This is a genomic window from Mycobacterium triplex (assembly GCF_000689255.1).
Lineage (GTDB): Bacteria > Actinomycetota > Actinomycetes > Mycobacteriales > Mycobacteriaceae > Mycobacterium > Mycobacterium triplex.
Genome location: NZ_HG964446.1, coordinates 982,484 through 1,006,030, shown reverse-complemented (window position 1 = coordinate 1,006,030; position 23,547 = coordinate 982,484). Strand labels below are relative to the sequence as shown.

Sequence of the window (23,547 nt, the reverse complement as noted above, 5' to 3'; positions counted from 1 at the left end):
TGTCCATGGAATCGCAGGATGACCCGGAAAAAAGAATTCGGGACCTGGAGCGGCCGCTGGCGGAGACCGCGCGCGCTTCCGAATTGGGAGACAGCCCCGGTTACCCGCCACCGCCCCCGGGTCCGGTGCCGCCGCCGTCCTACGGCTCGGCGCCACCGCCACCCCCGATGTACGGCTACGGCAGCCCCTACGGCGGGCCTTCGCCGAAACCGTCTGGCAACCGCACCTGGTGGATCGTGGGCACGATCATCGTCATCGCCGTGCTGGTGCTCGCGGGTGTCATCGCAGCCTTTGCCGCACACCAGCTTTCCTCGGTCCGGTCGATTATCTCCTCAGAGGTGACGACCACAACGGTGACGAAGCCACCGCGCGCCACTACGCGCAGTCCGCGGCCGTCGACCAGCGCGACGAGCCCGACCCTCAGTTCGGCTCCCTCGACGTCGGCGATGCCGCCACAGGGCGCGCCGCTCGATATCTCCGGCATCGACGAGAACAAATCGATCACGTGCAACGACAACGAGGTCACGGTCAGCGGGATCAACAACACGATCGTGATCACCGGCCACTGCGCGAGCCTGACGGTGTCCGGCATGAAGAACTCGGTCACCGTCGATGCTGCCGACTCCATCGAAGCGTCGGGGATGAGCAACCGGGTGACGTTTCACTCGGGCGCGCCGAAGATCTCCAACTCCGGCGTCGACAACGTGGTCGCGCAGGGCTGACGCGTCAGTCGGCGTCCATCGCGTCGGCAAGCGCCACATAGCCCTCGAATTCGACGTCTTGCGCCCTGGCCCGAAAGCGTTGCAGGAACTGCCGATAGCCGGACTCGTCGCCATGGACTCGGGCCAGGAGCGCCCGCAGCCGCAGCACCGGGATTTCGTGCAGCACGAACCCCGGCTCGGTCGGGACGTCCGCCAGCCTGTCGATCGCACGCTCGGCGGCCTCGACATCGCCGGGGCCGCCGCGGGCCAGCAGTGTCTCGACCAGCACGGTGGTGGCGGGCGCCCGGAACATCATCGTCCCGGCGTCGAACTGCGCGTTGAGAATCCGGGAAACCAGGTCGATGGCGCCGTCGAGATCGCCGGATCTGGCACGCCCGCGGGCGATTTCGGCGTCGGTCATGCGGCGGATCGCGACGATCAGCTTCTCGTCGACGAGCATCTCCCTGTGTGCCTTGGCCAGGTATTCGAAGCCCTCCTCCGCTCCTTCGTCGTTGCAGTGGATGAGCGCGTTGGCCCGATTGACCAGTGCGTACGCCAATGCGGCGTTGTCGCCGGAGCGCCGGGCGATTTCCAGCGACTCGGCCGTCTGCGCCACGTCTTCGGCAGTCGGCAGCACCCCGCCGTTCTGCACCGCGGCCGCATACTTGTAGAGCTGCGCGAACGGGAGAGTGGTCGGGTCGAACGAGCGGGCCATCGCGATGCCCTCCTCGAGGTCCTGTCGCCAGCCCGGCCGGCCCAAAAACATTCCGGCCGCGCCCTTTAACGTGATCGCCCAGGCCAGCGGGGAGCCGATCACGAAGTTCCCCATGGTCGGATCGCCGCGTGCGACGTCGATGATCCGTTGGGCCAACTGCAGGCATTCGGTCGCCTCGCCGACCTCCCACTTGGCCTGCGCGGCGGCATAGAACAGCCCGGCGGTCATCGCCGGGTCGCCGATCGACTCCACGAGTGTGGCGAACTCCATCGCCATCGCGGCCGCTTCTCGATGCTTGGAGTTGAACGTCAGGGTGGTGAGGTGGCCCGCCATGCCGACCGCCAACGACCGCTTGTCGCCTGCCTGCGTCGTGAGCGCGCGCAATTCGTCGAATCCGGTCTCCTCGGGCGTACCACCCACCTGAAACACGCTGCCGCACAAAAGGGCTCGCGGCGCGATGCGCATGGCCAGCCGGTCGGGGTGATCTTCGGGGAGCCGGTCGGCGAACCGCTGCGCCTGTTGCCAACTTGCCCGGGCGGCGCGGATATCCCGTCCGCCGTACCAAGTCCCGGCCTGCATGTACCACTCGTAGGCCTCACGCAAATCCCCGGCCGCCGCGTACTGCGTGGCGACGATCGAGGCCTCCTGACCGGTGAACTCGCCGTAGGTACGCTGCAGCACCGCCGCCACCCGTCGATGCAATTCGGCTCTGCCGGCCTTCAACTGGGATTCATAGGCCACCGCCTGGATCAGCGGATGGCAGAAGGCGTACGTCTCGTGCGGTGTGAAGCCGACCTGTTCGACCAGCGCCGCCTCGACCAGTGGGGCCACGTCGACCGCGCCCAACAGGCATTTCAGCAACTCGGTGTCGAACTGCGCGCCGATCACGGCCGCGGCGTTCAGGGTGCGCTTCGCGGTGGCGTTGAGCCGATCGATACGCGCCCCGATAATGCCCTGAAGGGTTGCCGGAACTTGGATTTCGCGCACTTCGCGTACGCACACGTAGGCGCCCGGCGCACCCTCGAGCTCGCCCCGCTCGGCGAGATCACGCACGATCTCCTCGGCGGCGAACGGCAGGCCGGCCGCCCGGTCGGCGATCACCGTCGGCAATCCGGCCACCGACGGGTCGGCCCCCAGCAGCTCGTTGATCAATTCGGTGATATGCGAATCACACAGGGGCTCAAGGGTGAACGCATGAGCGCCCGGGATATGCGCCAACGGCCCCGAGTATTCGGGTCGATAGACGACGAGCAGCGTCGCGCGCATTCCCGGTATCGCCGCGGCGAATTCGGTGAGCAGCGATTCGCTGACGCTGTCGATCCACTGGGCATCGTCGATGACGTAGACCGCGGAGTCGGGCCGCGCCAGCGAAATCGTGTTGATCAGGTCGACCAGCCGGCGACGCCGGGCGTCCGGGGTGATGTCCGGGCAGGGCATGTCGGGGTCGCGGATGCCGAGCAGGTCGTCGAGCAGCACCAGATCCTCGTTGCTCGCCGCCGGGATTTCGGCGCGCACCCGTGCCCGCGCCACCTCGAGGGTGAGCCCGCCCAGGCCGAAGACCCTGCGCAGCAGCCGGGAGATCACCTGGAACGGAATCTCGCGGGTATGGGATTCGCAGTAGGTGACGGACACCTCGAACCCGGCACCGCGGGCCATCGCCAACGACTCACGGACCAGCCGGGTCTTGCCCACCCCCGGCCGGCCGGTCACCGTGATCACGACTCCCGAACCGCGGCTGGCCTGCTCCATCAATTGCGCGACGGCGTCCTTCTCCCGCTGGCGCCCCACCAGGCGGGACTGGTGGCGCGCCTTGCGGCGCTCACCGTCGGCGGCCAGCAGCCGCCGGGCCGGCACGGTGGTGGCGAAACCCTTGATGTGCACGGTCTCGGGCTCGCCCAGCACGGCGCGGTCCTCGACGAGCCGTGCGGTGGACTCGCTGAGCATGATGCCGCCCGGCGGCGCCACCGTTTCCATCCGCTGGGCCATGCCGACCTGTTCGCCCACCGCGGTGTAGCCCAGATGAGTCGCGCCGACCTCGCCGGTGATCACCTGGCCGGAATTCAGCCCGACCCGCAACCGCAGGTCGATCCCGTCCCGGCGGCCCACCTCGACCGCCAGCTGGCGGACCACCTCCTGGATTTCCAGCGCCGCAAGGCATGCGCGAAAAGCATGGTCTTCCAACGTGATTGGTGCCCCGAATAGCGCCATGATGCCGTCGCCGGTGAACTTGTCGACGGTGCCGCCGTATCGTTGGACCACGGTTGCCGACTGATCGACGAGTTCGGTCATCACCTCCCGCAGCCGCTCGGGGCCCAACGACGCGGCGATGTCCATCGACCGCACCACATCGGCGAACAGGACGGTCACCTGCTTGTATTCGGCGGGCTCGGCGGCCGGCGCCAGTGGACTGCCGCAGGCATCGCAGAAACGCGCACCCTGGCGCGGCTCGGAGCCGCACACCTGGCACACCGACGACGCTGGCGTCACGTCTGAAACCCTAAGCGGAATCCCTGCTAGTGGGAACGCCCGGAAATCGGCAACTTACGTTTGCTCTTCCGCATCGTCGTCGAGGACGCTGACCGCAATGCCGTACGGCAGGAAACGCACCTTGCGCTTCGGGTCGACGTTGTTCTTGTTCGCCCTCAGCGCGTCGAGCTCGCTGGCATACACCTGTTCGACATGAGCGCCGCCCGCGGCGTCCACGGTGTAGATCGCCCAAACGCCGTCACCGGCCTCACCCGCGGTTTCCGGGCCGGAGCGGGACCGCCGGGACAGGTCGTCGAAGAATGCCGAAAAGCCCGTCCGGGTGCCCGGAGCGGCGGCAAACCTGCCGATCCGCTCGAACACCTCACGCAGTCCCTCGCTGCCTTCCCTGATCACCCGATCGAACTCCTCGGGATCAAACCCGAATGCACCGTGCTCGCCCACGTGGCCTCCTAGCAGCTCGTAGCGTTAATGCCCAGTGTGCGCCCGCGCGCGGGGATCCGCCACGGAGTTTGCTCCCAGCCGAATGCCACCGCTAATAGCCGGGGCCCAGGAACGGGTTCTGCGAGTACCCGCCGCCGCTGGGGGGATAGCCGCCCCCGTAGCCGCCGCCCGGATACTCCCCGGGATATTGCTGGGCCGGGTATTGCGGGGCCGGGTTCGCCGGTGCCTGACTGGCCGGCACCTGGATCGGGATCGGGACCGGCAGCAGCGGAACATGGATCCACTGCGTGGTCATGGGCACCGTCGTCGAGGTGGTCGGCGGCGTCGTCGACGGCGGCGGCGGCTCGGTAGTCGGGGTCGTCATCGCCGTCGTCGGCGGCGGTGCGGGCTGGGAGGTCTGGGTCGTCGGCGGCGGCGGCGGCGGCCGGTGCGTGGTGTGCACCGGCGGAGGCTGCGTGGTCACCACAACTGGGGGCGGCGCGGGAGACGGCGACGGCTCCGGCGCGGGCGGCGGGGGCGGCACCGTGCTGGGCACCGGCGCGGCAGGGGGCGGCGGCGACACCGCCGTGGGCGGGACCGGACTGGGCACCAGCGTGCTGACCGGTGGCAACGGCACGGGTGCGACCGACGGCAGCGGCGGAGCCTGGCGGTTCTCGATGCCCGTCAGCGTGTACGCCACGCCGCCGATAGCGGTCATGGCCACCAGCGCGAACATCCCGACGACCAACTGCGACAGCCGTACCCGGCGCCACGCGCGTTCCCGGGGTGGCTCGATGACGTTCAACCGCATCGACCAGCCACCGGGGTTGCTGTCCTCGTCAAAGGCCTCGGGTGTGTATGGCACCCGGATGTCGCCGGGGTATTCGGTTTGCGACCAGGCCAATTCGCGATCGGTGAGCGCTTCCTCGTCGATCACCAACAGGTCGCCGGCGGGCAGTTCGATGATGTCGGCGCCCGACGATGCGGCGAGCAAGCCGATGGACGTGCGGGTGCGCAGGTCGAGTTCTTCCCCGCGCGCGGCCAGCAACAGCGCGCCCGATGCGGACGCGAATGCGGGTTTCGCCGGCGACATGACCGGTCGGCGGCTGTGCACCGAAAGACGTTCGTTGACAAGAGGAATACCGGCAACACCGCCGACGGTGATCACCGCGGAAAGGTCACTCCAGCTCTTGCGGTGCCGGCACAGCATGTCGTCGAACGCGTAGATGAACCCGGTCAGCCGGTCCTGGATCAGGTCGCCCAGCTCGTCACGGGTGAACTTCATGGTGGCCCGGCGTCCACCGAGCTCGGCCACGAATTCCGTTGTGCCTTCGGTGGATAACCGCTCTTTGGCGGTGCGGCACTGCTCGCGCAGCCGGGCGAGTTGTCCGACCGCGGCGGTGCTGGCCGGGTCGATGCCACTGCCATGTCCCAGCTCCTCGAACACGCACAGCAACAATGCCGCGTCGATCTCGTCGCCGGAGAAGTCCGTGTAACGCATTGTGGCGCTGAGCGGTTTGAAATCGCCCGCCAGGTCCACCAGGGTGGCCGAGGTTCCCGAGCCGCCGAAATCGAGCAACCCGACGACTCCGGTCGCGGCAAGACACAGCTCGGCGTTCGCCGCGGTCAGCGACGCGATCGCATCCGACACCAGCCGCGGCGCCATGCCGCTTCGTACGAAGCCCAGATGGGTGCGCAGTCCGTTGCGTAATGCCTGGGCGGTAGCGGGTTTCCAGTACGAGGGAACGGCGATCGAGATCTCCGAGGACCCCGCGTCCGCACCGGCCGCCAACACCATCGCGTCCAACGCCTCGACCATCAAGAGGTCGGGGTCGTGAGCCGAACCATCACCGGACACCAACGCCACCGAGTCGCCGACGCGGTCGACGAACCCGCTCATCAACATGCCGGGCTCGGTGAGCTTCGGGTCCTCTTCGGGTAGACCAACTTTCGGCGCGCAGTGCGGGTACAGCGTTAGTACCGCCCGACGTGAAACCGGAGGGCTTCCGTCACGCGCTGCGACCAGGTTAGTGGTTCCGATCGACAACCCAAGTGGGTCGTACATAGAGCGAATACTTTCGTCTATAGGGGTCGGTGGCCAGCGTTAACGATAGCCGCGGACACGCGCAAAGCCGATGCTTCGCAACGTCATTGGTATCCGCTCGATGCGGTTGTGTCACCGAAGTGGTACCGCAAACCCCTTGACAAAAGGCCGCGCGTCAGACCACCGTCAACGGCAGCGAACGCCTCGGCTCGAACTGGAAGGTCGCTCCGCCACTGACTCGGACCACCGAAACCTCAGGCAGTTCCTCGGCGTCAGTGTCGGTTTCGATTAGCTCGGCAGTCCAGTCGTCGGCAGTTCCGCTAACTCGGACTTCCAGACGCGGATCGATCGCCGTGGCGATCGCCTGCAGCGGCTGCACGGATTTAGGTGAGCACAACGAGATCCAGGACCCGTCGTCGTGCGCCGGCGACGGGTAGACGTGCAGCCGGTTCGACTCCAGCTCCGCGGCAACATAACCCGCCGGGTTCAGCAGTGGGTGCAACTGAAGGACCTTCAGCACGCCTTCGATTCCGCCGGGGAGTTTCAGCGCGCGGTGAATGCGTTCGGCGGCCAGGCCCGCGATACCGATCAGGCCTTTGGTGCACACCGAGATGGCCTCGGCCTCGTCGGCGGCGCGGGCGGCCACCGCGATCGCGAAGGACAGATACAGCAGATGCATCTGCAGGCAGACCTCGTCGGCCATCCGGACCAATGCCGAATGGGAGAAGGCGGCAAAGTCGAAATCGGAAAGCAGCGGACCCGAGTAGTCCGCCTGGCCCTCGTCGGAGGGATCGATGGGATCGAGTTTCCAAGTCGCGGCCCGGGTTTGGCGGACGATGTCCAACGCGGGAATGCCCTGCACCTCCGGGTAGGACTCGTCGATCTTCACGGTCCACGCGCAGTGCGGATGCCGGTCGGCCGGCGTCCGCGGCGGGCGGTGGATCGGGCGCACCTGAGCCTTGGCGTTGGTCGCCACCGCGGTCGCATCGAACGTCGGATCCTCGATGGTGTGGCACATCCCGAACACGTACTGCTCACCCATCGGCTCCACGTCGAGCAGCGCGCCGCAGTGGTCGAGATGGAATTCCCCGTGCCACCGGTCGTGCACGGTGTAGCGGAAATCCATGAATTGCGGTGGGGCGCCGATGTCGAGCTGCAGGCCCTTGAAAATGGTGGGCACGTCGGTGCCCACGTAGTTCAGCGCCTCCTGCATGCGCCGGGTATAGATCGGGCTGGCGCCCGCCCACTCCTCGATCGCGATCTGCACCATCTCCTCGCGGCCGAACGAGGAAATGCACCAGGCCATTCCGGATCGGTCGATCAGCTGCCCGATCAGCAGCAGTTCGGGAACCAGCACGGCCAGCTCGGCACGGGACAGTTGCGCGTATCGCGAGGGGCTGCTCACGCTACAAAAATAGACTCGACTATGTTATAAAGTCAACAATGTCCATTGCCGCAGGCCAGACACCAGCGCGCTCGGTCGGCCCGACCCGGCGCACCAGTGCGCCGCGCAAACGTGGCGACGACACCCGGGCCAAGATCATCGACGAGACGGTGCGCTGCATCCAGGAGGAAGGCTTCGCTGCCGCGACCGCCAAGCATGTGGCCGAACGCGCCGGCGTCACGTGGGGCGTCATCCAATACCACTTCGGCGATCGCAACGGCCTGCTGATGGCGGTCGTCGACGACGGGGTGGACCGGCTGATCGCGAGCTTGTCGTCGGCCGACGTCAGCGAGCTACCGCCGCACCAGCGCATCGAAGTCGTCGTCGACACCGCGTGGAGTTGCTACAGCAGCCCGACGTCGATGGCCGCGTTCGAGATCCTGCGGGCAACCCGTGGCAGCCTCGGCGATTCCTCGCGACGACACCTGCTCGAAATGAACTCCGCGATCGCCCAGCTCGGCCGGCTGATCACCACTGATCCCGCGAAAGCGGGTGTGGCCGAGGTGATTTGGGCCACGCTACGCGGTGTGGTGCTGGCCCAGATGGTCACCGGGACGACCATCGATTGGAGTCTGGAGCGACGGGCCCTGATCGACATGGTCACCCGTGTGCTGCAATGACGGGATGACCCTCGACGATCTGGCCGACATCGAAGCCATCAAGCAAGTCAAATACCGATACCTGCGCGCGCTGGACACCAAGCATTGGGACGACTTCACCGAGACCCTGGCCGAGGACATCAAGGCGGACTACGGGCCCTCGATCGGCAACGAGTTGCACTTCACCAACCGCGCCGACTTGGTCGAGTACATGCGGACGTCGCTGCCGGCGAACGTGATCACCGAACACCGGGTGACGCATCCGGACATCGTCGTCGACGGCGACACCGCAACGGGCAGTTGGTATCTGCAGGACCGCGTGATCGTCGCCGACCTCAATTTCATGCTGATCGGCGCGGCCTTCTACCGCGACACCTACCGGCGCACCGACGGCGGCTGGAAGATCTGCGGCACCGGCTACGACCGAACCTACGACGCCACAATGTCGTTGGAGGGCATGAGCTTCACGCTCAAACCCGGTCGTGCGATCGCGGACTAGCTCTACTTGGTGATCGCGATGACCGCGCCGGGGCGCAGCCATTTCATGATCGACACCAGCTGAGCATCGTCGACAGCGACGCAACCCTCGGTGGGTTGGCCGTCGGTGGTGTGGAAGAAGAACGCGGCGCCACCGCCGGGGGTCTTGTTCTTGTTGACGCCCATCACCACCGCGTGCTTGTACTGCGGGATTTGCAGGTTCTCGCTCTCGGCGGTGTTGAACGGGCACTGCGCCTTCTGGCACACCTGCATGGAGTTGAACGTGGGGCTGTGGTCGTCGCCGCTCCACCAGTAGTTGGGTCCGGTGACCTGGGTGTAGGGCAGCCCGGTACCGGGATTCGGCGCGGTGCCGAACGCGGCGTCGAGGCTGTACACGCCGGTCGGGGTGGCCGGCACGCCGCTGCGGGCCTGCGGCGCCATCCCCGCCGACCCGACGTGCGTCGGTACGCCGGTCCGCAGCGCCTGCCAGCCGGCAGTGGTGCGTTGGTAGATGTCGATCGTCGCGTTGGAGCCGCCAGTGCTGACGACCGAAACCACTTGTGTGGCATTGCCAACCTGGTTCGCGAACCACGGCGTGCCGGCCAATGGGTTGCCCGTCGGCGCGGCACTTCCCGTCGGCGCGAGCACAAGCGATACCCACGCGCAGCACGCCACAGCACACAGCGAAGCTAGCAATCGGCGCATGCAATCCATCGTCAGGCGACGCCGACCTCAGGGTCAAGTCAAGCTTTAGCCCCGGTTGGGTCACGGCGCCGTGATCAACGAAAAGCCCACCGCGGCAGCGGTTTAGGACGAAACACCGCCAGGCACAGCAACACGTAGAGGTATCCCAGCGCCCAGCCGGCGACCACGTCCGACGGGTAATGCACGTTCAAGGCGACGCGTGAAAACCCCACCAGCACAAGAATCACCGCGCTCACCGCGACCGCGGCGCGACCCATCATTGCGCTCATCATCGGAACCACGAAGGCCAACAGGGCGAGCAGCGAGGCCGTCGTCTCCAGCGCGTGCCCCGACGGAAACGACGTCTGGGCAATCGGCACCAGCATGGTCGACGGTCGCGGCCGATCCGCCAACGCCTTGGCCGCCTGCGTCACCAATCCGTTGAACAGCCCGCAGGCCGACAGCAGCAGCGCCGCGCGCACGTTGCGCCACACCAGCGCGGCCACCGCCGCCACCGTGTCCAGCAGCCGCAGCGGGACCGGCCCCAACACATTGGTCAGCAGTTCCCAGCAGCGCAGCCACGCCGGATGCTTGAGCGCGGTGTCGCGCGAGGCGTTCAGCATCGACCAGTCGATCCGATGCAGCCAGCCCCAGTCCTGCCGGTACCCCACCCACATCAGCGCGTAGACCGCCACGGCCAGGAGCGCGGCATAAACGGCCATCGACCGCCGTGGGCGAATCACCCCTAAGCGATACCAGGGCGCCCACCGCGGCGAGCGTGGGGGTTATGGACGTCCACACGTCTCCGCAGGGCGGCTAGGGGGCGCGTCCGCGTCATACTGGCGTCATGGCGGTCTTTGTCCGCAGATTGCTCGGCATCGGCAAGCTCCCCGACGATCTGCACGCTCGGGTCGAGGCGGAAGGCCTGCTCTACCTCGCCGACTACGTCCCGGTGACCAGGCGGTTCAGCGGCGCCATCCCCGGAGTGCGGCTGCCGCACAGCGTCGCCTACTACACCGGCTCACTGGTGCTCACCCGCCATCGCGTACTCGCGACGCTGTCGATGCTGCCGAAGCTGGCCGGCGTCACCGTCGACGTGCCCTGGGATGCCCCGCAGGCCGGCGCGGCGAGGGCCGAGATCTCGTCGGCGGGGTTGGAGGTCAACGTCGACGTCGCACAGGTCGACGAGAAGTTCACCGGGGAACTGACGCTGCTCTACAAGGCCGCCATTCCGGCCGATGTGCTCAGCGGGCTACCACGGCGGTCGTTGACGTTCGACATGGCGCCGGACTGCATCGTCCGCGCGGTCGGCGTGACCTACTCTCCGTGACCGGGCCGGCTCACAGTCTGAACATCTCGCGGGACATCGCCGCGTCCTCCACGAAGCTTTCGCGCCGGCGGTAGTGCGGTTGAGCGGGCCGGGGGCTTCGTCGCGGTGTAATGACCAGGGCGCGAACAGCAATGGCGCTATCGGTGAGCCAGCGTGCGAGCTGTCGACCAAGGGGCGATCCGCCGCGCGGCCTTGCCACGGGCCATTCGTTGGCCGCGGGCCGTCTGGCCCCGACCGCGAGGTCAGCCACCGGTCGATCCCGCCAAGGTGGCCTGCCGCGCGGACAGGCGTTGCTGGGCATACTCGCGCCCCTTGTCGGGGTCGCGCAGCACCGCGCCCGCGATGTCGGCAAGACGGACTACGCGTCCGCCGGCGCCCTCGTGTTCGATCAGGATCTCGGCGAGCTGACGCAGCAAGCCTTTTTCGGCTTCCGCGGATAGGGCCTGGTCGGGGATGTAGACGTCGAGCATGGGCATAGCCTTCTGCCTTCCGATTGCGGTGGCGGGCCACCACCCTGAGTTGCTTTATACAACGCAGACTAGAGGAGGCTGGGTTGCAATGTCAAACTCTGATACCCTGGCAGGATGTCCGACCTGCGCGACCGCTATGTCGCCGACAATTGCTCGATCAAGCGGGCACTCGACGTCGTCGGCGAAAAGTGGACCCTGCTGGTGATGCGCGAGGCGTTCTACGGTGCGCGCCGATTCGATCAGTTCCACGCTCGTATCGGCTGCGCACGCAACGTCCTTAGCGAACGTCTGGTGACACTGACCGAGGCCGGGATACTCGGGCGGGTTCCCTACCGCGAGCCTGGACAACGCGAACGGCACGAATACCGGCTCACCGACAAGGGATTGGACCTCATCACCGCCGTCATCGCCCTGATGCAATGGGGTGACCGCTGGCAGGCCGATGCGGACGGACCTCCGGTCAGGATCTTGCACGAGGACTGCGGCCATCCTGTCGAGGCCATCTTGCGCTGCCCCCACGACGGCACTGTGCTGACCGCTCGAGACCTGCACCCGGTACCCGGACCCGGCGCCCGCCCGGCACCCGGCGCGTAGCGGCGAACGCCTAGGTGATCGACCAGAATTCGAGCAGGGTGCGCAACGTCGCGACCAGCGGGAGTGGTTGATCGAGCATGGGATGATGGCCCGCTTCGGCCAGCTCTACGAATGGCCCCCTCAGCTGGAAGATGGAGCGCAGCCGCTCGCCCATGGCAGCGGATGCCAATCCGGCCTCACAGCTCAGATACCCAATGCGGCAATGCATTCGGGCGATCATGGTCTCTAACGACTCTTCGTCGGCGGGTTCTGGCTCGAGAAAATCACCGTCGAAAATCGTCGGGTCGAATTTCCAGACCCACTTCTTGCCGGCCTTGCGTATCGACTCGGCGGCGATGTGCTTGGCGATGTAGGGCAGCACCAATTCCTGCGGGGGCACCGGCGCGAATCGCGACAGGATTTCCTCGCGCGATCCGTATTCTTTGCGTTTGCGGTTGCGCAGCCGCGCCGCCTCGGGTGCGCGGTCGCGCAGCGGGGAGTCGATCACCACGACGCTGTTGATCTCGTCGCCATTACGCATCGCCGCGGTCGAGGCCACCCAACCGCCCATGCTGTGGCCGACGATGGTGGGCCGGCCCGAGACCCCGGCGGCCGGCAAGATCTCCATCAGTTCGGTTGCCCAGGTTTCCAGGTCGTAGCCGGCGCGGGTGCCGCTGTCACCGTGTCCGGACAGATCCGGCGCGATCACCCGATGGGTACGCGAAAAGAACGGCGCGATGTGGTCCCACCAACCGGAGTGCGCGGCGCCACCGTGGACGAACACCACCGGCGGTTGTTCGGGATCGCCCCAGGTGCGCAGGTGGATACGGCAGCCGTCGACGTCGACATCACGATGATCCGGCTTTTGACCGAGCGCGTGGCTGAACCAAGACGGCTCAGCCGGCGCCAGGTGAGAGCGGGAAAACAAGTTCGTGCCCTTCGGTGTTCACGAGGAAAGTCAGCCCAGTCGACGTCTCACATTAGCGGCGAGGAATCGAATGGCACCGTGGCAACCACTACTACACGATGTAGTACTTGGGTTATTGCGCGCAATCGCCGCAGCACTGACGCCGAAATTTGTTGGCGGAAAATAACTCCGCGGGCCGACGTTACCGTTCTTCGGTAATCGTCATCAGCGGCCACGGCGGCTGCCGCAGCACCGCCAGACTGCCGATGACCGCCGCGAGCAGGCCGGTGATCACGCCGATCAGCGCGACCCGGTTGGCGTCGACGGCAGGCACCCACGCCGCCTTGCCCTCGCGGATAACGAAGACGCCCACGGGTTTATCGACCAGGATCACGGTGGCACCGTCGCCGGTCTCGAACGGCCGGCCGCAGACACGCCGGCCGTCACTGTCGGTGGGCAGCTGGTCGAGCACGTCGGAATATTTCACTGCACGCTCCCTTGGTCGTGTTGTGGGACTGCGCGATAGATTGACGCTAATGCCATTGTCCCCTGGCGAGCACTCCGACAGCGCTGTGAGCGAACACGCGTTCAGCTCACAGGATCGTCGCGTCGTGTACCGGGTGATCGCCGAACGGCGAGACATGCGCCGGTTCGTGCCCGGCAGCGTGGTGCCCGAGGAAGTGTTGGCCCGCTTGTTGCAGGCCGCGCACGCCGCACCGAGCGTCGGGCTGATGCAGCCGTGGCGCTTCATCCGGATCACCGACGACGCGCTGCGCCGCGGTATCCACGCGCTCGTCGACGAGGAACGCCCGCGCACCGCCGAGGCGCTGGGACCACGCGGCGCGGAGTTTCTGCGGCTCAAGGTCGAGGGCATTCTCGAGTGCGCCGAGCTGCTGGTGGTGGCACTGGCCGACAAGCGCGACGTGCACGTCTTCGGCCGGCGCACGCTGCCGCAGATGGATCTCGCGTCGGTGTCCTGCGCGATCCAGAACCTGTGGCTGGCCGCCCGGGCCGAAGGTCTCGGGGTCGGCTGGGTCTCGCTGTTCGATCCTCAACCCCTGGCCGAGCTGCTGGGAATGCCCGCTGATGCCGAGCCGGTGGCCATCCTGTGCGTCGGCCCGGTGCCCGAGTTTCCGGATCGGCCGGCACTGGAGCTCGACGGCTGGACCCACGCCCGACCGCTGTCGGAGTTCGTCTCCGAGAACCAGTGGGGTAAGCCGCCCGGCCAGCCGGTGCCGGCCGAGTCGGTGTGACGCACGCGCCGGCGGTCGGCCACGTCGGCGTGCCAGGCGCCGAACGTGCTCTGATGGCGAAAAAATCGCCGAAACCCCACCGTCAGAGCACGTTCGGCGAAGGGGACTGGGTGGTACACCCAGATTCATCGCACGCCGCTGCGGGTATCGTCGCCGGTCGCAAGGCAAGGTGAGAGGACGCAGATGACCCGCGACAACGTACTGATCGTGCACTGGCACGACCTCGGGCGCTATCTCGGTGTTTACGGTCACTCGGATGTCAGTAGCCCGCGGTTGGACCGGCTCGCCGGCGAGAGCATCCTGTTCACCCGGGCGCACGCCACCGCGCCGCTGTGCACACCGTCGCGGGGGTCGTTGTTCACCGGTCGCTATCCACAAAGCCACGGGCTCGTCGGCTTGGCCCACCACGGCTGGGAATACCGCGCCGGAGTCCAGACCTTGCCTCAGATTCTCTCCGAATCGGGCTGGTATTCGGCGCTTTTCGGTATGCAGCACGAGACGTCGTACCCGAAACGGCTGGGGTTCGACGAGTTCGACGTGTCGAACTCCTACTGCGACTACGTGGTGGAGAAGGTCCAGGATTGGCTGCGCAACGACGTCACGGCGCGGGGTGGACGACCGTTCCTGCTGACGGCGGGATTCTTCGAAACCCACCGGCCCTACCCGCGGGACCGCTACGAGCCGGCCGACAGCGCCGCCGTCGATCCGCCCGACTATTTGCCGGACGTCCCGGAAGTGCGCGGCGATCTCGCCGACTTCTACGGTGCGATCGCCACCGCCGACGCCGCGGTGGGGCGGATGCTGGACACGCTGGCCGAGACGGGTCTGGATGCCAGCACGTGGGTGGTGTTCTTCACCGATCACGGCCCGGCCTTTCCGCGCGCGAAATCCACCCTGTACGACGCCGGAACCGGCATCGCCCTGCTCATCCGCCCGCCCACCGGGCGGGCCGCAGTGCCTCAGGTGTACGAGGAGCTGTTCAGCGGTGTCGACCTGGTCCCGACGTTGCTGGAACTGCTGGGCGTCGAGGTGCCCGGCGAGGTCGAAGGCGTCTCGCACGCGCATGCCCTGCTCGCGCCCGAGACCCCGGCCGATCCGGTGCGTGAGCAGGTGTACACGATGAAGACCTACCACGACTCGTTCGATCCGATTCGGGCAATCCGCACAAAGGAATACAGCTACATCGAGAACTACGTGCCGCGCCCGCTACTGGACCTGCCGTGGGATATCGAAGAGAGTCCGTCGGGCGTGGCGGTGGCGCCGTTCGTCAAATCTCCGCGTCCGGACCGCGAACTCTACGATCTGCGAACCGATCCCACCGAGACCACGAATCTGCTGGCCGACGGCGATCCGGGAATGGACGCGATCGCCGCCGATTTAGCTGTGCGCCTTAGTGATTGGCGTCAACGCACCGGCGACGTCATCCCGTCGGACTTCGCCGGCACCCGCATCGCGATGCGCTACACCGAAACGTATCTGCAGATCCACCACACCACCCCGACGAGCCGCTCGGCGATCGCCGCCGACCGCGGCGTCGAACAATAGCCTTAACCGCGGGCGGCGCCGCCGACCTCGGCGACGATGAACACCCGCCGGAAGGGGAAGATCGTCGTGCCGTCGGCCCGGGGCGGGTAGGCGTCGTCCAGCAGCGGGATGAGCTCCTCGCGGAACTGCTCCCAGCCGGCGTCGTCCAGACGCTCGCGCACCGGGACCAGCGCCGTGCCGGTAATCCATTCCAGCACCGGGTGTTCCCCGGTCAGCTGGTGCAGGTATGTCGTCTCCCAGGCATCGACCCGGCAGCCGGCATCCATCAGTAAATTGGCGTAGTGGGCCGGCGGCTGCACCACCGCCCCGACTCGGAAAGGTATGTCTTTCAATGTCTTTGCGTAATGTTCGCGGCGCGCGACGGCCCGCACCGCCGCATGCGACGGGGTTTCGAAGTTACCCGGAATCTGGACCGCGATCCACGATCGGTCCGGCAGTTGGCCGGCCCACCGGACCAGCAGGTCCGCGTGGTCGGGAACCCAATGCAGGGCGGCGTTGCTGACCACCACATCGGTGTCGGGTTTCGGCTTCCAGTCCCGCAGGTCGCTGACCGAGGCGTCGATACCGCGTTCCCGGGCGGCGGCCACCATCTCCGGCGAGGTGTCCATCGCCTCGATGGCCGCGCCGGGCCAGCGCTTCTCGAGGTGCTTCGTCAGGTTGCCGGGCCCGCAGCCCAGGTCGACCACCCGGCGCGCCCGCTCGGCCCCCACTCTCGAGAGCAAGTCGTAGAACGGGCGACTGCGATGGTCCGCAAATGCCAGGTAGACGTCTGGATCCCACATGTCGGTCCTCCCGATCGATGCCGCGGCTGGTCGGCGATATAGACAAAACCGTATTACCGCATGGCAACCCCGCGCCGCCCTACTGGCCCGCCAATCCGCACCGAACCCGCCCGAGCGGGATAGCATCGGCATTCGTGGGGCTCGACACCGATCCGATCGATCCGCCCATTCCGGTTCCGGACGTTCCCGGTGCCGACGTGCCACGCGGCGCGGACGGATTGCCCCCGCTCTCGGCGTTGTCGCCGCACGAACGCAGGGTGGTCGCGGCCTCGGCGGCCGGTGATATCGCACTGCGCACCTGGGTGTCGTCGCTGCTGGCCGCGACGTCGGCGCCGGTCGTGGTGGCCACCGCGTTGCGCCACACCGAATCCGGCAGCGAACGCGCCAACCTGAAGTTCTACGCCGAGTTGGGCGCCGAGCATGATCCGGCGAAGTCGTTTCCGGCACCCACCGAACTGCCGCGGGTCTCGTCTCGGCCCGCAGGCCGGATCGCGAGGTGGATCGCCCGCGGCACCGTCGAGAACATCTCGTTTCCCAGCAGCTTCACGGCGATCAACCCCGCGATGCGCGACCGGTGGAATGCCTGGCGGTCCAACAACATCGCGCGGGCCCAGCATTGGCGCCACGACGACGGCCCGCGTCCCACGCTGTGCGTGATCCACGGCTTCATGGGATCGTCATATCTGGCGAACGGACGCTTCTTCTCGATGCCGTGGTATTACCGGTCCGGCTACGACGTGCTGCTGTACACCTTGCCGTTCCACGGTCAACGTGCCGAAAAGTGCTCGCCGTTCAGTGGTTTCGGCTTTTTCGCCGGCGGGCTCAGCGGGTTCGCCGAATCGATGGCCCAGGCCGTGCACGACTTTCGGTCTATCGTGGACTATTTGCGTCACACCGGCGTCGACCGCATCGCGCTGACCGGCCTTTCGCTCGGCGGCTATACCTCCGCGCTGGTGGCCTCCGTCGACGACCGGTTGGACGCCGTCATTCCCAACTGTCCGGTCGTCACGCCGGCGACGATGTTCGACCAGTGGTTCCCGGCCAACAAACTGGTCGGACTGGGGCTCGCGATGTCCGGCATAAACCGCGACGAACTAGACGCCGGACTGGCCTACCACTGCCCACTGAACTACCGGCCGCAGCTTCCCAAAGACCGGCGGATGATCATCACCGGCCTCGCCGACCGAATGGCCCCGCCAGGGCAAGCGGTCATGCTCTGGGAGCACTGGGATCGCTGTGCGCTGCACTGGTTTCCGGGCAGTCACGTGCTGCACACGAGCCAGCTGGACTACCTGCGCCGGATGACCGGCTTCCTGAACGGTTTTATGCTGGATTAGCCGCCTCGGTCCGCGCCGCGCGGTGCGCACCGGTGACCGGCGTCGGCCAGTCGAGACTCGCCAACAGGTCGGCGGGCGGGTCGGTGTGGCCGTCAAGTCGTTGCGTGGACAGCAGATCCAGCGCCGCCAGCGCCGGCGCCTGGTTGCCGCGCTGCGGGATGAGTCCGGCCACCGGCGGGGCGCCTTCCGGCAGCGCGTCGGTGAGGAAGGCACACGCGGCCGCGACCGTGTGCTGGTCACCCGAGCACGCGATCTCGAGCGCGGTGCACGTCTCGCGGGCCGGATGCGACCGGATGGCCTCCAGCGTCGCGGGCAGGCCCGCATCGACGACGATCTGGTATGCGGCGACGAAATCCGAGTTGCCCCGTTGCACCGCACGCCAGCTCTCGCGGGCATTGGCCGTCAGCCAGCGCGGCACGTCGTCGGTCGCGACAGTGTTTGCCTCCCAACCGATCTCGCGAAGGTGGTCGGCGAGCCGGCGCGCGGCGACCTGCGCGGTCTCGTACAGCGGGATGCGCGGGGACCGCGCCTGCAGTGCCGGCAGGTTGTCGGTGGCCGACACCGTGATACCGATCCACGTCTCGCGCCGCGAGGCATCGGATGCGTTGTCGCGGCTGGTGATACGGACCTTGTCGGCGCGGATGCCGTATCGGTCCAGGTACCGGGCGATCAGCTCCAGCGGCAGCACCGCGCCGTCTTCGCTGGACGGGCCGAGCCGCACCAACGCGGTCGTCTTCGCGGCGGCGACGGATTGCGTGTCGGCCTCGTCGGTCTGATTGGAACGGCGGCTCATGATGGCCAGCCGCCGCCGCAGGATCGTGGTGAAATGCAGTCCACGCCACCAGCCGAACAACACGATCACCGCCACGACGGCGATGCCGAGCAACCAGTAGTCGCGAGTCGAGTGCCAAGGGTAGGCCAGCGCCGCGGGCACTATTGCCATCGCCGCCAAGGTGATTCGGGCGCTCCCCGGAATCGGGATCGAGCTCACGAGGTGGTCTCCTTCCGTCGACGCGCGGCGGTGATCGCGGCCGCGGCGGCAACCGCCGCGACAATCAACGCCAGCACGGCAGTCCCGGCGAACGCGACGGTCCGGCCGGTGTTGTCTTTCGGCGCCGGTGCCGGGGGCACGGCGACCGGCTTCGCCGGCGTTGCGGCCGGCCCGGTGCTCGCGGGCAGTTCCCAGGTCAGGGCCGCCAGCGGGTCCACACTCCCGGTGCCGACGACGTTGGACGGCGCCCGGGCGCCGTTGTGCGCGGTCGCGGTGATCCGGCGCACCACCTCCGTGGCGGACAGGGTGGGGTACTTGCTGCGGACCAGTGCCGCGACGCCCGCCACGTATCCGGCGGCGTAGCCGGTGCCGCTCAGCGCGCTCAGTTGCTGATGCTCGTCGGGCAGGCCGTTGGCGAGACCGCCGCCGTCGCGATTGCTCACCGACACGATCTTTTCGCCCGGAGCCGCGACACCCACCCACGGACCGGACATGGTGAATTTCGACGGCTGCCCGTCGGCTGCCAGGGAAGCCGCCGACAGCACGTACGGCTGCCAGTACGACGGGATGGATACCGACGTGACACCGGCCCAGTTCCGCGCATCCTCGGGGCGGCTGAGATCGGTGAGCGGGTTTGACTCGCAGGACATTCCGCCGCCGGTGGATCCGGTAGACCCGGTGTTGCCGGCGGCCGCCACGATCACCGCGTCCTTGTCCACCGCTGCGAAGCGGATCGCCGCACCGAGCGCGGCCTGGTCGACGGGCCGGTCGGCGGCCATGCAGGTGACCTCGGAGATGTCGATCACCCGGGCGCCGAGGTCGGCCGCGTGCACGATCGCCCGCGCCAGCGTCGCGACTGCGAGGGACACCCGCGCGACCATCGGATCGCCGCCCGGTGCGCGCGGCGAAAACTTGCCCGACGCCGTCCGGATCGCCAGCACCCGCGCCGCGGGTGCCACACCCGAGAAGCCGTCCTCGGGGGACGGCTGGCCGGCGACGATGCCGGCGACCAGCGTGCCGTGGCCGTCGCAGTCGGTCAGGCCGTCGGTCGTCTCCACGAAATCCCCGCCGGGATCGACATTCGGCAGCCGCGGCCCCGGCCGCACACCGGTGTCGAGCACCGCCACCAGCTGGCCCTCGCCGCGGGAAAACTGCCATGCCGCAGGAAGATTCAGCATCGCCTGACTGGGCGTCACGGCGGCGGGATCGCTACCGCCGATGACATCGGAGATCGCGCACGGCCCGCGCTGCTCCATCGGCTGCACCGGCCCCGCGGCCCCGCTGGGCGGCGCCACGCCGGGGTCGACCACCGGCTGGCTGATCGCCGAAGCCTGCGGACAGCCCCACGGCACAATGGCCTGCGAGAAGACCAACGCCGCGGTGAGGCAGGCGAATCCGGCACGAATCATCGATTGAGCACCCAGGCGAACAGGCCGACCAGGTAGGCGATGACGGGAATCAGCGAAGCGTCCAGACCGGTCGCAACGAAGCCCAGCAGACGGCGCAGCGGCAACGAATACGTTTCCGGCGAGGCGATAGCCGGATTCAACGCCGCCACTGCCCAGGCCAGCACCAGCACGACCAGCACCGCCGCCGCGATCAGTGCGGCAAGGAAACGTCCGGTCGAGGCATAGAACACCAGCAGGACGCCGGCCACCAGGAAGGGCTGAGCCAGCAGCCATGCCTTGCACGCGGCCGAATCCCATACGCGCGCCCGCAGCACGGAGGTCGCCGCGGTGGCGGCCAGCACGTACCAGCCCCACCCGCTCAGCGACTCGGGCCGCAGCGCGATGGCCACCGATCCCAGGACGCTGAGCAGCACCGCGCCGGCGATGAAGCCGCTCTGGTGGGCATCACCGATGCGCACCCGGCGCGGCAGGTCCTCGAGCACCCGGAGTGCGGGCGCCGACGGAGTCGGGTCACCCGGCGCCGGAATGACCGGCAACGGGAAGCGCGCCCACAGTGCGGAAAGCTGCGCCGCCTCGATGGTCACCAGCAGCGCCGCCACGATCAGTCCGGCACCGATGGTCAGTATCGGTAACTGCCAAAGCAATTCGGCACCCGCGGCCAACAACACCCCGGCCCCAAGCACCGCGGTGGCGGTGAAGAAACCGACGATGCGCTCCCGCTCGGTGGTCGGGACCATCAGGACGATCAGCGACCACGCGGTCACACCGGCGGCAGCCAACACCAACTGTGCCGCCCCGAACTTTCCGGGCACCGCCAACGCGAGGGCGGCGGCGATCGGCACCAGCGCCGACATCGACAGCGCCATGCCGGTGCGTTCCGACCGCAGCGTGACGAACAAGCCCGCGATTGCCGTCACCGCGGCGATCACGCTGACCGCTACCAGCCCGCCCAGCGCGCCGGTGGCCACGCGATAGGTCACTCCCAGGCCCGTCGCCAGGAAAGCCACCGCGATCGCCGCGAGCAGCGCCCCGCGCTGGATCTGCGCGATGCCCCAGGGCTTGAGCCGGGATGTCGAGAAGATCATCGCGGCGTCGGCGATGTCCTCGACGATGCCGGGCGCGGCCGGGCCGGACGGAACCGGCTGCAGCGCAAGCAGATCCCCATCGACGACGCCGACGGTGTCCAGGCTGGCGTCCAGACTGAACGGCGCACCCCCGATCGGTGCCAGGCTCAGTTGGGAGACCGCGCCGGTGCGCGGTGCACCGTCGGGGTCACCGCCGTCGCCGTTCTGGGCCGTCGGGACCACCAATCGCTGCACCGCGGGCAGGACTTCGCGCAGCGGCAGCTCGGCGGGCAGGGCAACTTCCGTCAGCCTGCTGTGCGCGAGGATGGCCACGCGAACGATGGGCATGACGGCGCCGGACGTCACCGGACCCTCAAATCAGCCTGGTACATCGTGTTCTCTCTCTATCTCGTTGTGACTTACGCGTATTGGGTGGACAGGTCTCGGGACAGCCGCTGATTGGGGAACCAGTGGCCATCGGGCAGGCAGGCGGTCAAGTGCTCGATCGCGACGGCGATCGCGAACGGGGTTCCCGGACCGAACGTCGAGACCCATTCGCCGTCGAACGCGCGGGACGGACTGACCAGGATCCGGCCCGCGGTGGTGTCGACGATGCTCATTCCGACTTCGGTGGTTGCATGCTGCCCGTCGCGACGGCAGCCGGCGACGATCTCGACGTACGCACGCGGACCGGTGAAAACGGATTCCACCACCGGGCGTGCCGATTGCGGAATACCCAGGTAGTCAAGGACTTCGGTCAGCGGCGCACCGGCGCGCAGCCGCTCGTCGGCCCGGGCTCCGACGCGCGCCGGCATGCTGAATTCCGCGAACTGCGCCGGCGGGCGTTGGCCCAAGCCCGCACCGAGGACGGGAACCAGTGCCCGGGCATCGTCGATGTTCATGGCGGTGAACGTGACCAGCTGCGCGCTGCGTAACGCGACGACGGTCATCGAAGATTTGCCGGTGGTGCCGGCGCGCCGCGCGACCACACCCCGCAGCAATTCGCCGGCACCGCTGGCGGAGCCCACGTAGCGCAAATCCAGCCATTGGTCGGGAAAACACACCAACTTGATCCAGTCGGCGACCGCCGGATTCACTCGTCCCGTTTCGGACCCGTCGGGCTCGATCAGACCCATCCGGGTCAACTCGTCCTTCTGCTCTTGGAAGAACGCGTCGCGTTGCGCGGCGTCGCGATAGGGCGTCGTGATCGCCAAAACCCACGGGAAGCTGCCTGCTCCAATGGTTTCGGCGATGAACCACGCGTTTTCGACCGTCAGCTCGACGGCGTTGGGCTCCACACTCATCGAGGAAGGACTAGCCGCCCCACTTGGCGGCTTCGGCCGTGTCGCGGGCAAACATGGCCAGGGTGTTGTTTTCGTGCGTGCTCGCCATCGCCTGGTAAGAGCGCACCAACGCCTCCATGGCCTGGTTCCACTGGGCCTGCCAGACCTGATAGGTCATCCCGGTGTCACCCTGCCAGGCGTTCTGCAGTGCCGCCTGCTCGGTGGCGATGTCGGCGCCGAGACCCTGCATGGTGCCGGCGTAGCCCGACATGTCGGCGGCGTGGCTCAGCATCGCCGGGTAGTTGTACATAATCTGCGACATCTCAAGTCCTTTCGCGGTTGGTGGTGGTCAGCTCAGAACGAGGTGTAGCCCGACGCGGCCGCGGCATCGGCGGCTACATAGGTGCCCGCGGCGTCGCCGAGGTTGGCCTGGGCGATGTCCAGCAGGGTGTTGATCCGCGCGGCCATCTCCACGAACCGGGCGTGCGCGGCCTGGAATGCCGCCGAGGACTCGCCCTGGTGGAACGCCTGGGCGGCCATCGCTTCCTGCTCGGCACCCTGGATGGTGCTGCGCATCAGGGCCGCCTTGGCGCTGAACGCCGATTGCGAGGCCACCAACTGCGGAATGTGCGCATCCAGAAGACTCATAACGTTTCCTTTCTCTTCTGTCCCTTACGATTTCGATGCTTGGCTGACATATCTAGTTGTCTTTGCCCCCTCCCCCCGCTTCATCGGGTTCGCGCGGGCCCGCGCCGTTGCGGTCCCAGGTTCCCGGCACCATCGGCATCCGCGGGCCGCCGCCGTACTCGTCGCCGGCCAGCTCGGTCAATCCCGACGCTTGCAGATCCGAGTCTTTGCGCGCGGTTCCGGCAAACCCCAACCGCCCGGCTCCACTTCCCGAAGCCATCGCGGCTGCCACCAGCTCCTCTTCATCGGCACCCCAGTCGGGGTCGACATCGACATTCATGTCGATGAATTCGTCGCCGTGATCCCGCATCGCGGCCCGTCGGCGCCGCCGCGCGGCGGCGGCCC

At 67.6% G+C, this 23,547-nt stretch carries 25 protein-coding genes; 8 read left to right on the top strand and 17 right to left on the bottom strand.

All coding sequences use genetic code 11. The features are described 5' to 3' along the window. The first annotated feature begins 5 nt into the window (after positions 1-5). Entirely contained in the window at positions 6-722 is a 717-nt protein-coding gene (locus BN973_RS04595; protein WP_036466254.1) for a DUF3060 domain-containing protein, read from the top strand. A 4-nt stretch (positions 723-726) separates the two neighbouring features. On the opposite strand, the gene BN973_RS04590 is transcribed toward BN973_RS04595, so the two are convergent. The 4 genes from BN973_RS04590 to BN973_RS04575 form a co-directional block, all read right to left on the bottom strand. Then, positions 727-3,903, bottom strand: a complete 3,177-nt coding sequence (locus BN973_RS04590) for an adenylate/guanylate cyclase domain-containing protein (RefSeq protein WP_198048892.1) — start codon at positions 3,901-3,903, stop codon at positions 727-729. Positions 3,904-3,957: 54 nt separating this feature from the next. Further along, complete coding sequence (locus BN973_RS04585) at positions 3,958-4,344, bottom strand: hypothetical protein (RefSeq protein WP_036466252.1); 387 nt, start codon at positions 4,342-4,344, stop codon at positions 3,958-3,960. 91 nt (positions 4,345-4,435) lie between these two features. Next, positions 4,436-6,388, bottom strand: a complete 1,953-nt coding sequence (locus tag BN973_RS04580) for an Hsp70 family protein (RefSeq protein ID WP_036466249.1) — start codon at positions 6,386-6,388, stop codon at positions 4,436-4,438. 154 nt (positions 6,389-6,542) lie between these two features. Beyond that, complete coding sequence (locus tag BN973_RS04575) at positions 6,543-7,772, bottom strand: hypothetical protein (protein WP_036466248.1); 1,230 nt, start codon at positions 7,770-7,772, stop codon at positions 6,543-6,545. Positions 7,773-7,810: 38 nt separating this feature from the next. On the opposite strand from BN973_RS04575, the gene BN973_RS04570 reads away from it, so the two are divergent. Further along, positions 7,811-8,431, top strand: a complete 621-nt coding sequence (locus BN973_RS04570) for a TetR/AcrR family transcriptional regulator (RefSeq protein ID WP_036466246.1) — start codon at positions 7,811-7,813, stop codon at positions 8,429-8,431. A 4-nt stretch (positions 8,432-8,435) separates the two neighbouring features. Further along, positions 8,436-8,909, top strand: coding sequence for a nuclear transport factor 2 family protein (locus BN973_RS04565; RefSeq protein WP_198048891.1), 474 nt, complete (start codon positions 8,436-8,438; stop codon positions 8,907-8,909). 2 nt (positions 8,910-8,911) lie between these two features. On the opposite strand, the gene BN973_RS04560 is transcribed toward BN973_RS04565, so the two are convergent. Beyond that, positions 8,912-9,592, bottom strand: a complete 681-nt coding sequence (locus BN973_RS04560; RefSeq protein ID WP_036466243.1) for a L,D-transpeptidase family protein — start codon at positions 9,590-9,592, stop codon at positions 8,912-8,914. Positions 9,593-9,666: 74 nt separating this feature from the next. After that, on the bottom strand, positions 9,667-10,314 hold the full coding sequence (locus BN973_RS04555; RefSeq protein WP_036466241.1) for a phosphatase PAP2 family protein: 648 nt from the start codon (positions 10,312-10,314) through the stop codon (positions 9,667-9,669). A 104-nt stretch (positions 10,315-10,418) separates the two neighbouring features. Here BN973_RS04555 and BN973_RS04550 point away from each other — a divergent pair, with 104 nt between their 5' ends. Next, the gene (locus tag BN973_RS04550) at positions 10,419-10,901 is read left to right on the top strand and encodes a hypothetical protein (protein WP_036466240.1); all 483 of its coding nucleotides are present in this window, start codon (positions 10,419-10,421) and stop codon (positions 10,899-10,901) included. 242 nt (positions 10,902-11,143) lie between these two features. On the opposite strand, the gene BN973_RS04545 is transcribed toward BN973_RS04550, so the two are convergent. Continuing rightward, on the bottom strand, positions 11,144-11,377 hold the full coding sequence (locus tag BN973_RS04545; RefSeq protein WP_036466239.1) for a hypothetical protein: 234 nt from the start codon (positions 11,375-11,377) through the stop codon (positions 11,144-11,146). Between the two features lie 108 nt (positions 11,378-11,485). Between BN973_RS04545 and BN973_RS04540 the strand changes: the two genes are divergently transcribed. Beyond that, on the top strand, positions 11,486-11,965 hold the full coding sequence (locus BN973_RS04540) for a winged helix-turn-helix transcriptional regulator (RefSeq protein WP_036466238.1): 480 nt from the start codon (positions 11,486-11,488) through the stop codon (positions 11,963-11,965). 10 nt (positions 11,966-11,975) lie between these two features. Here the strand turns inward: BN973_RS04540 and BN973_RS04535 are convergent, their stop codons facing one another. Together BN973_RS04535 and BN973_RS04530 are read right to left on the bottom strand one after the other, a co-directional pair. After that, positions 11,976-12,872 carry an alpha/beta fold hydrolase gene (locus BN973_RS04535; protein WP_036466236.1) on the bottom strand — a complete coding sequence of 299 codons (897 nt, stop codon included), beginning with the start codon at positions 12,870-12,872 and terminating at the stop codon, positions 11,976-11,978. Positions 12,873-13,053: 181 nt separating this feature from the next. Continuing rightward, on the bottom strand, positions 13,054-13,338 hold the full coding sequence (locus BN973_RS04530; RefSeq protein ID WP_036466235.1) for a hypothetical protein: 285 nt from the start codon (positions 13,336-13,338) through the stop codon (positions 13,054-13,056). 49 nt (positions 13,339-13,387) lie between these two features. On the opposite strand from BN973_RS04530, the gene bluB reads away from it, so the two are divergent. Both bluB and BN973_RS04520 read left to right on the top strand, forming a co-directional pair. Next, positions 13,388-14,104 (top strand): 5,6-dimethylbenzimidazole synthase, encoded by a 717-nt coding sequence (gene bluB / locus BN973_RS04525; RefSeq protein ID WP_051641116.1) that lies wholly within the window; start codon positions 13,388-13,390, stop codon positions 14,102-14,104. 183 nt (positions 14,105-14,287) lie between these two features. Then, a complete protein-coding gene (locus BN973_RS04520; RefSeq protein WP_036466232.1) occupies positions 14,288-15,649 on the top strand; it encodes a sulfatase family protein in 1,362 nt (453 codons plus the stop codon). A gap of 2 nt (positions 15,650-15,651) precedes the next feature. On the opposite strand, the gene BN973_RS04515 is transcribed toward BN973_RS04520, so the two are convergent. Beyond that, entirely contained in the window at positions 15,652-16,431 is a 780-nt protein-coding gene (locus BN973_RS04515; protein WP_036466231.1) for a trans-aconitate 2-methyltransferase, read from the bottom strand. Between the two features lie 134 nt (positions 16,432-16,565). Between BN973_RS04515 and BN973_RS04510 the strand changes: the two genes are divergently transcribed. Beyond that, a complete protein-coding gene (locus BN973_RS04510; protein WP_036472032.1) occupies positions 16,566-17,768 on the top strand; it encodes an alpha/beta hydrolase family protein in 1,203 nt (400 codons plus the stop codon). Here the strand turns inward: BN973_RS04510 and eccE are convergent. The 7 genes from eccE to BN973_RS04475 all read right to left on the bottom strand — a co-directional run. After that, complete coding sequence (gene eccE / locus BN973_RS04505; RefSeq protein WP_036466230.1) at positions 17,755-18,759, bottom strand: type VII secretion protein EccE; 1,005 nt, start codon at positions 18,757-18,759, stop codon at positions 17,755-17,757. The genes BN973_RS04510 and eccE overlap by 14 nt on opposite strands. Then, positions 18,756-20,168, bottom strand: coding sequence for a type VII secretion-associated serine protease mycosin (mycP, locus tag BN973_RS04500; protein ID WP_036466229.1), 1,413 nt, complete (start codon positions 20,166-20,168; stop codon positions 18,756-18,758). The genes eccE and mycP overlap by 4 nt, the downstream gene beginning before the upstream one ends. Further along, complete coding sequence (gene eccD / locus BN973_RS04495) at positions 20,165-21,580, bottom strand: type VII secretion integral membrane protein EccD (RefSeq protein WP_139830058.1); 1,416 nt, start codon at positions 21,578-21,580, stop codon at positions 20,165-20,167. Before eccD ends, mycP begins: the two co-directional genes overlap by 4 nt. A 71-nt stretch (positions 21,581-21,651) precedes the next feature. Further along, complete coding sequence (locus tag BN973_RS04490) at positions 21,652-22,536, bottom strand: ESX secretion-associated protein EspG (protein WP_036466227.1); 885 nt, start codon at positions 22,534-22,536, stop codon at positions 21,652-21,654. Between the two features lie 10 nt (positions 22,537-22,546). Next, entirely contained in the window at positions 22,547-22,837 is a 291-nt protein-coding gene (locus tag BN973_RS04485) for a WXG100 family type VII secretion target (RefSeq protein ID WP_025736523.1), read from the bottom strand. A 32-nt stretch (positions 22,838-22,869) separates the two neighbouring features. Then, entirely contained in the window at positions 22,870-23,163 is a 294-nt protein-coding gene (locus BN973_RS04480) for a WXG100 family type VII secretion target (RefSeq protein ID WP_025736522.1), read from the bottom strand. Between the two features lie 52 nt (positions 23,164-23,215). Then, positions 23,216-23,547, bottom strand: a 332-nt coding sequence (locus BN973_RS04475) for a PPW family C-terminal domain-containing PPE protein (RefSeq protein WP_462138146.1), incomplete at its 5' end; no start/stop codon positions are given.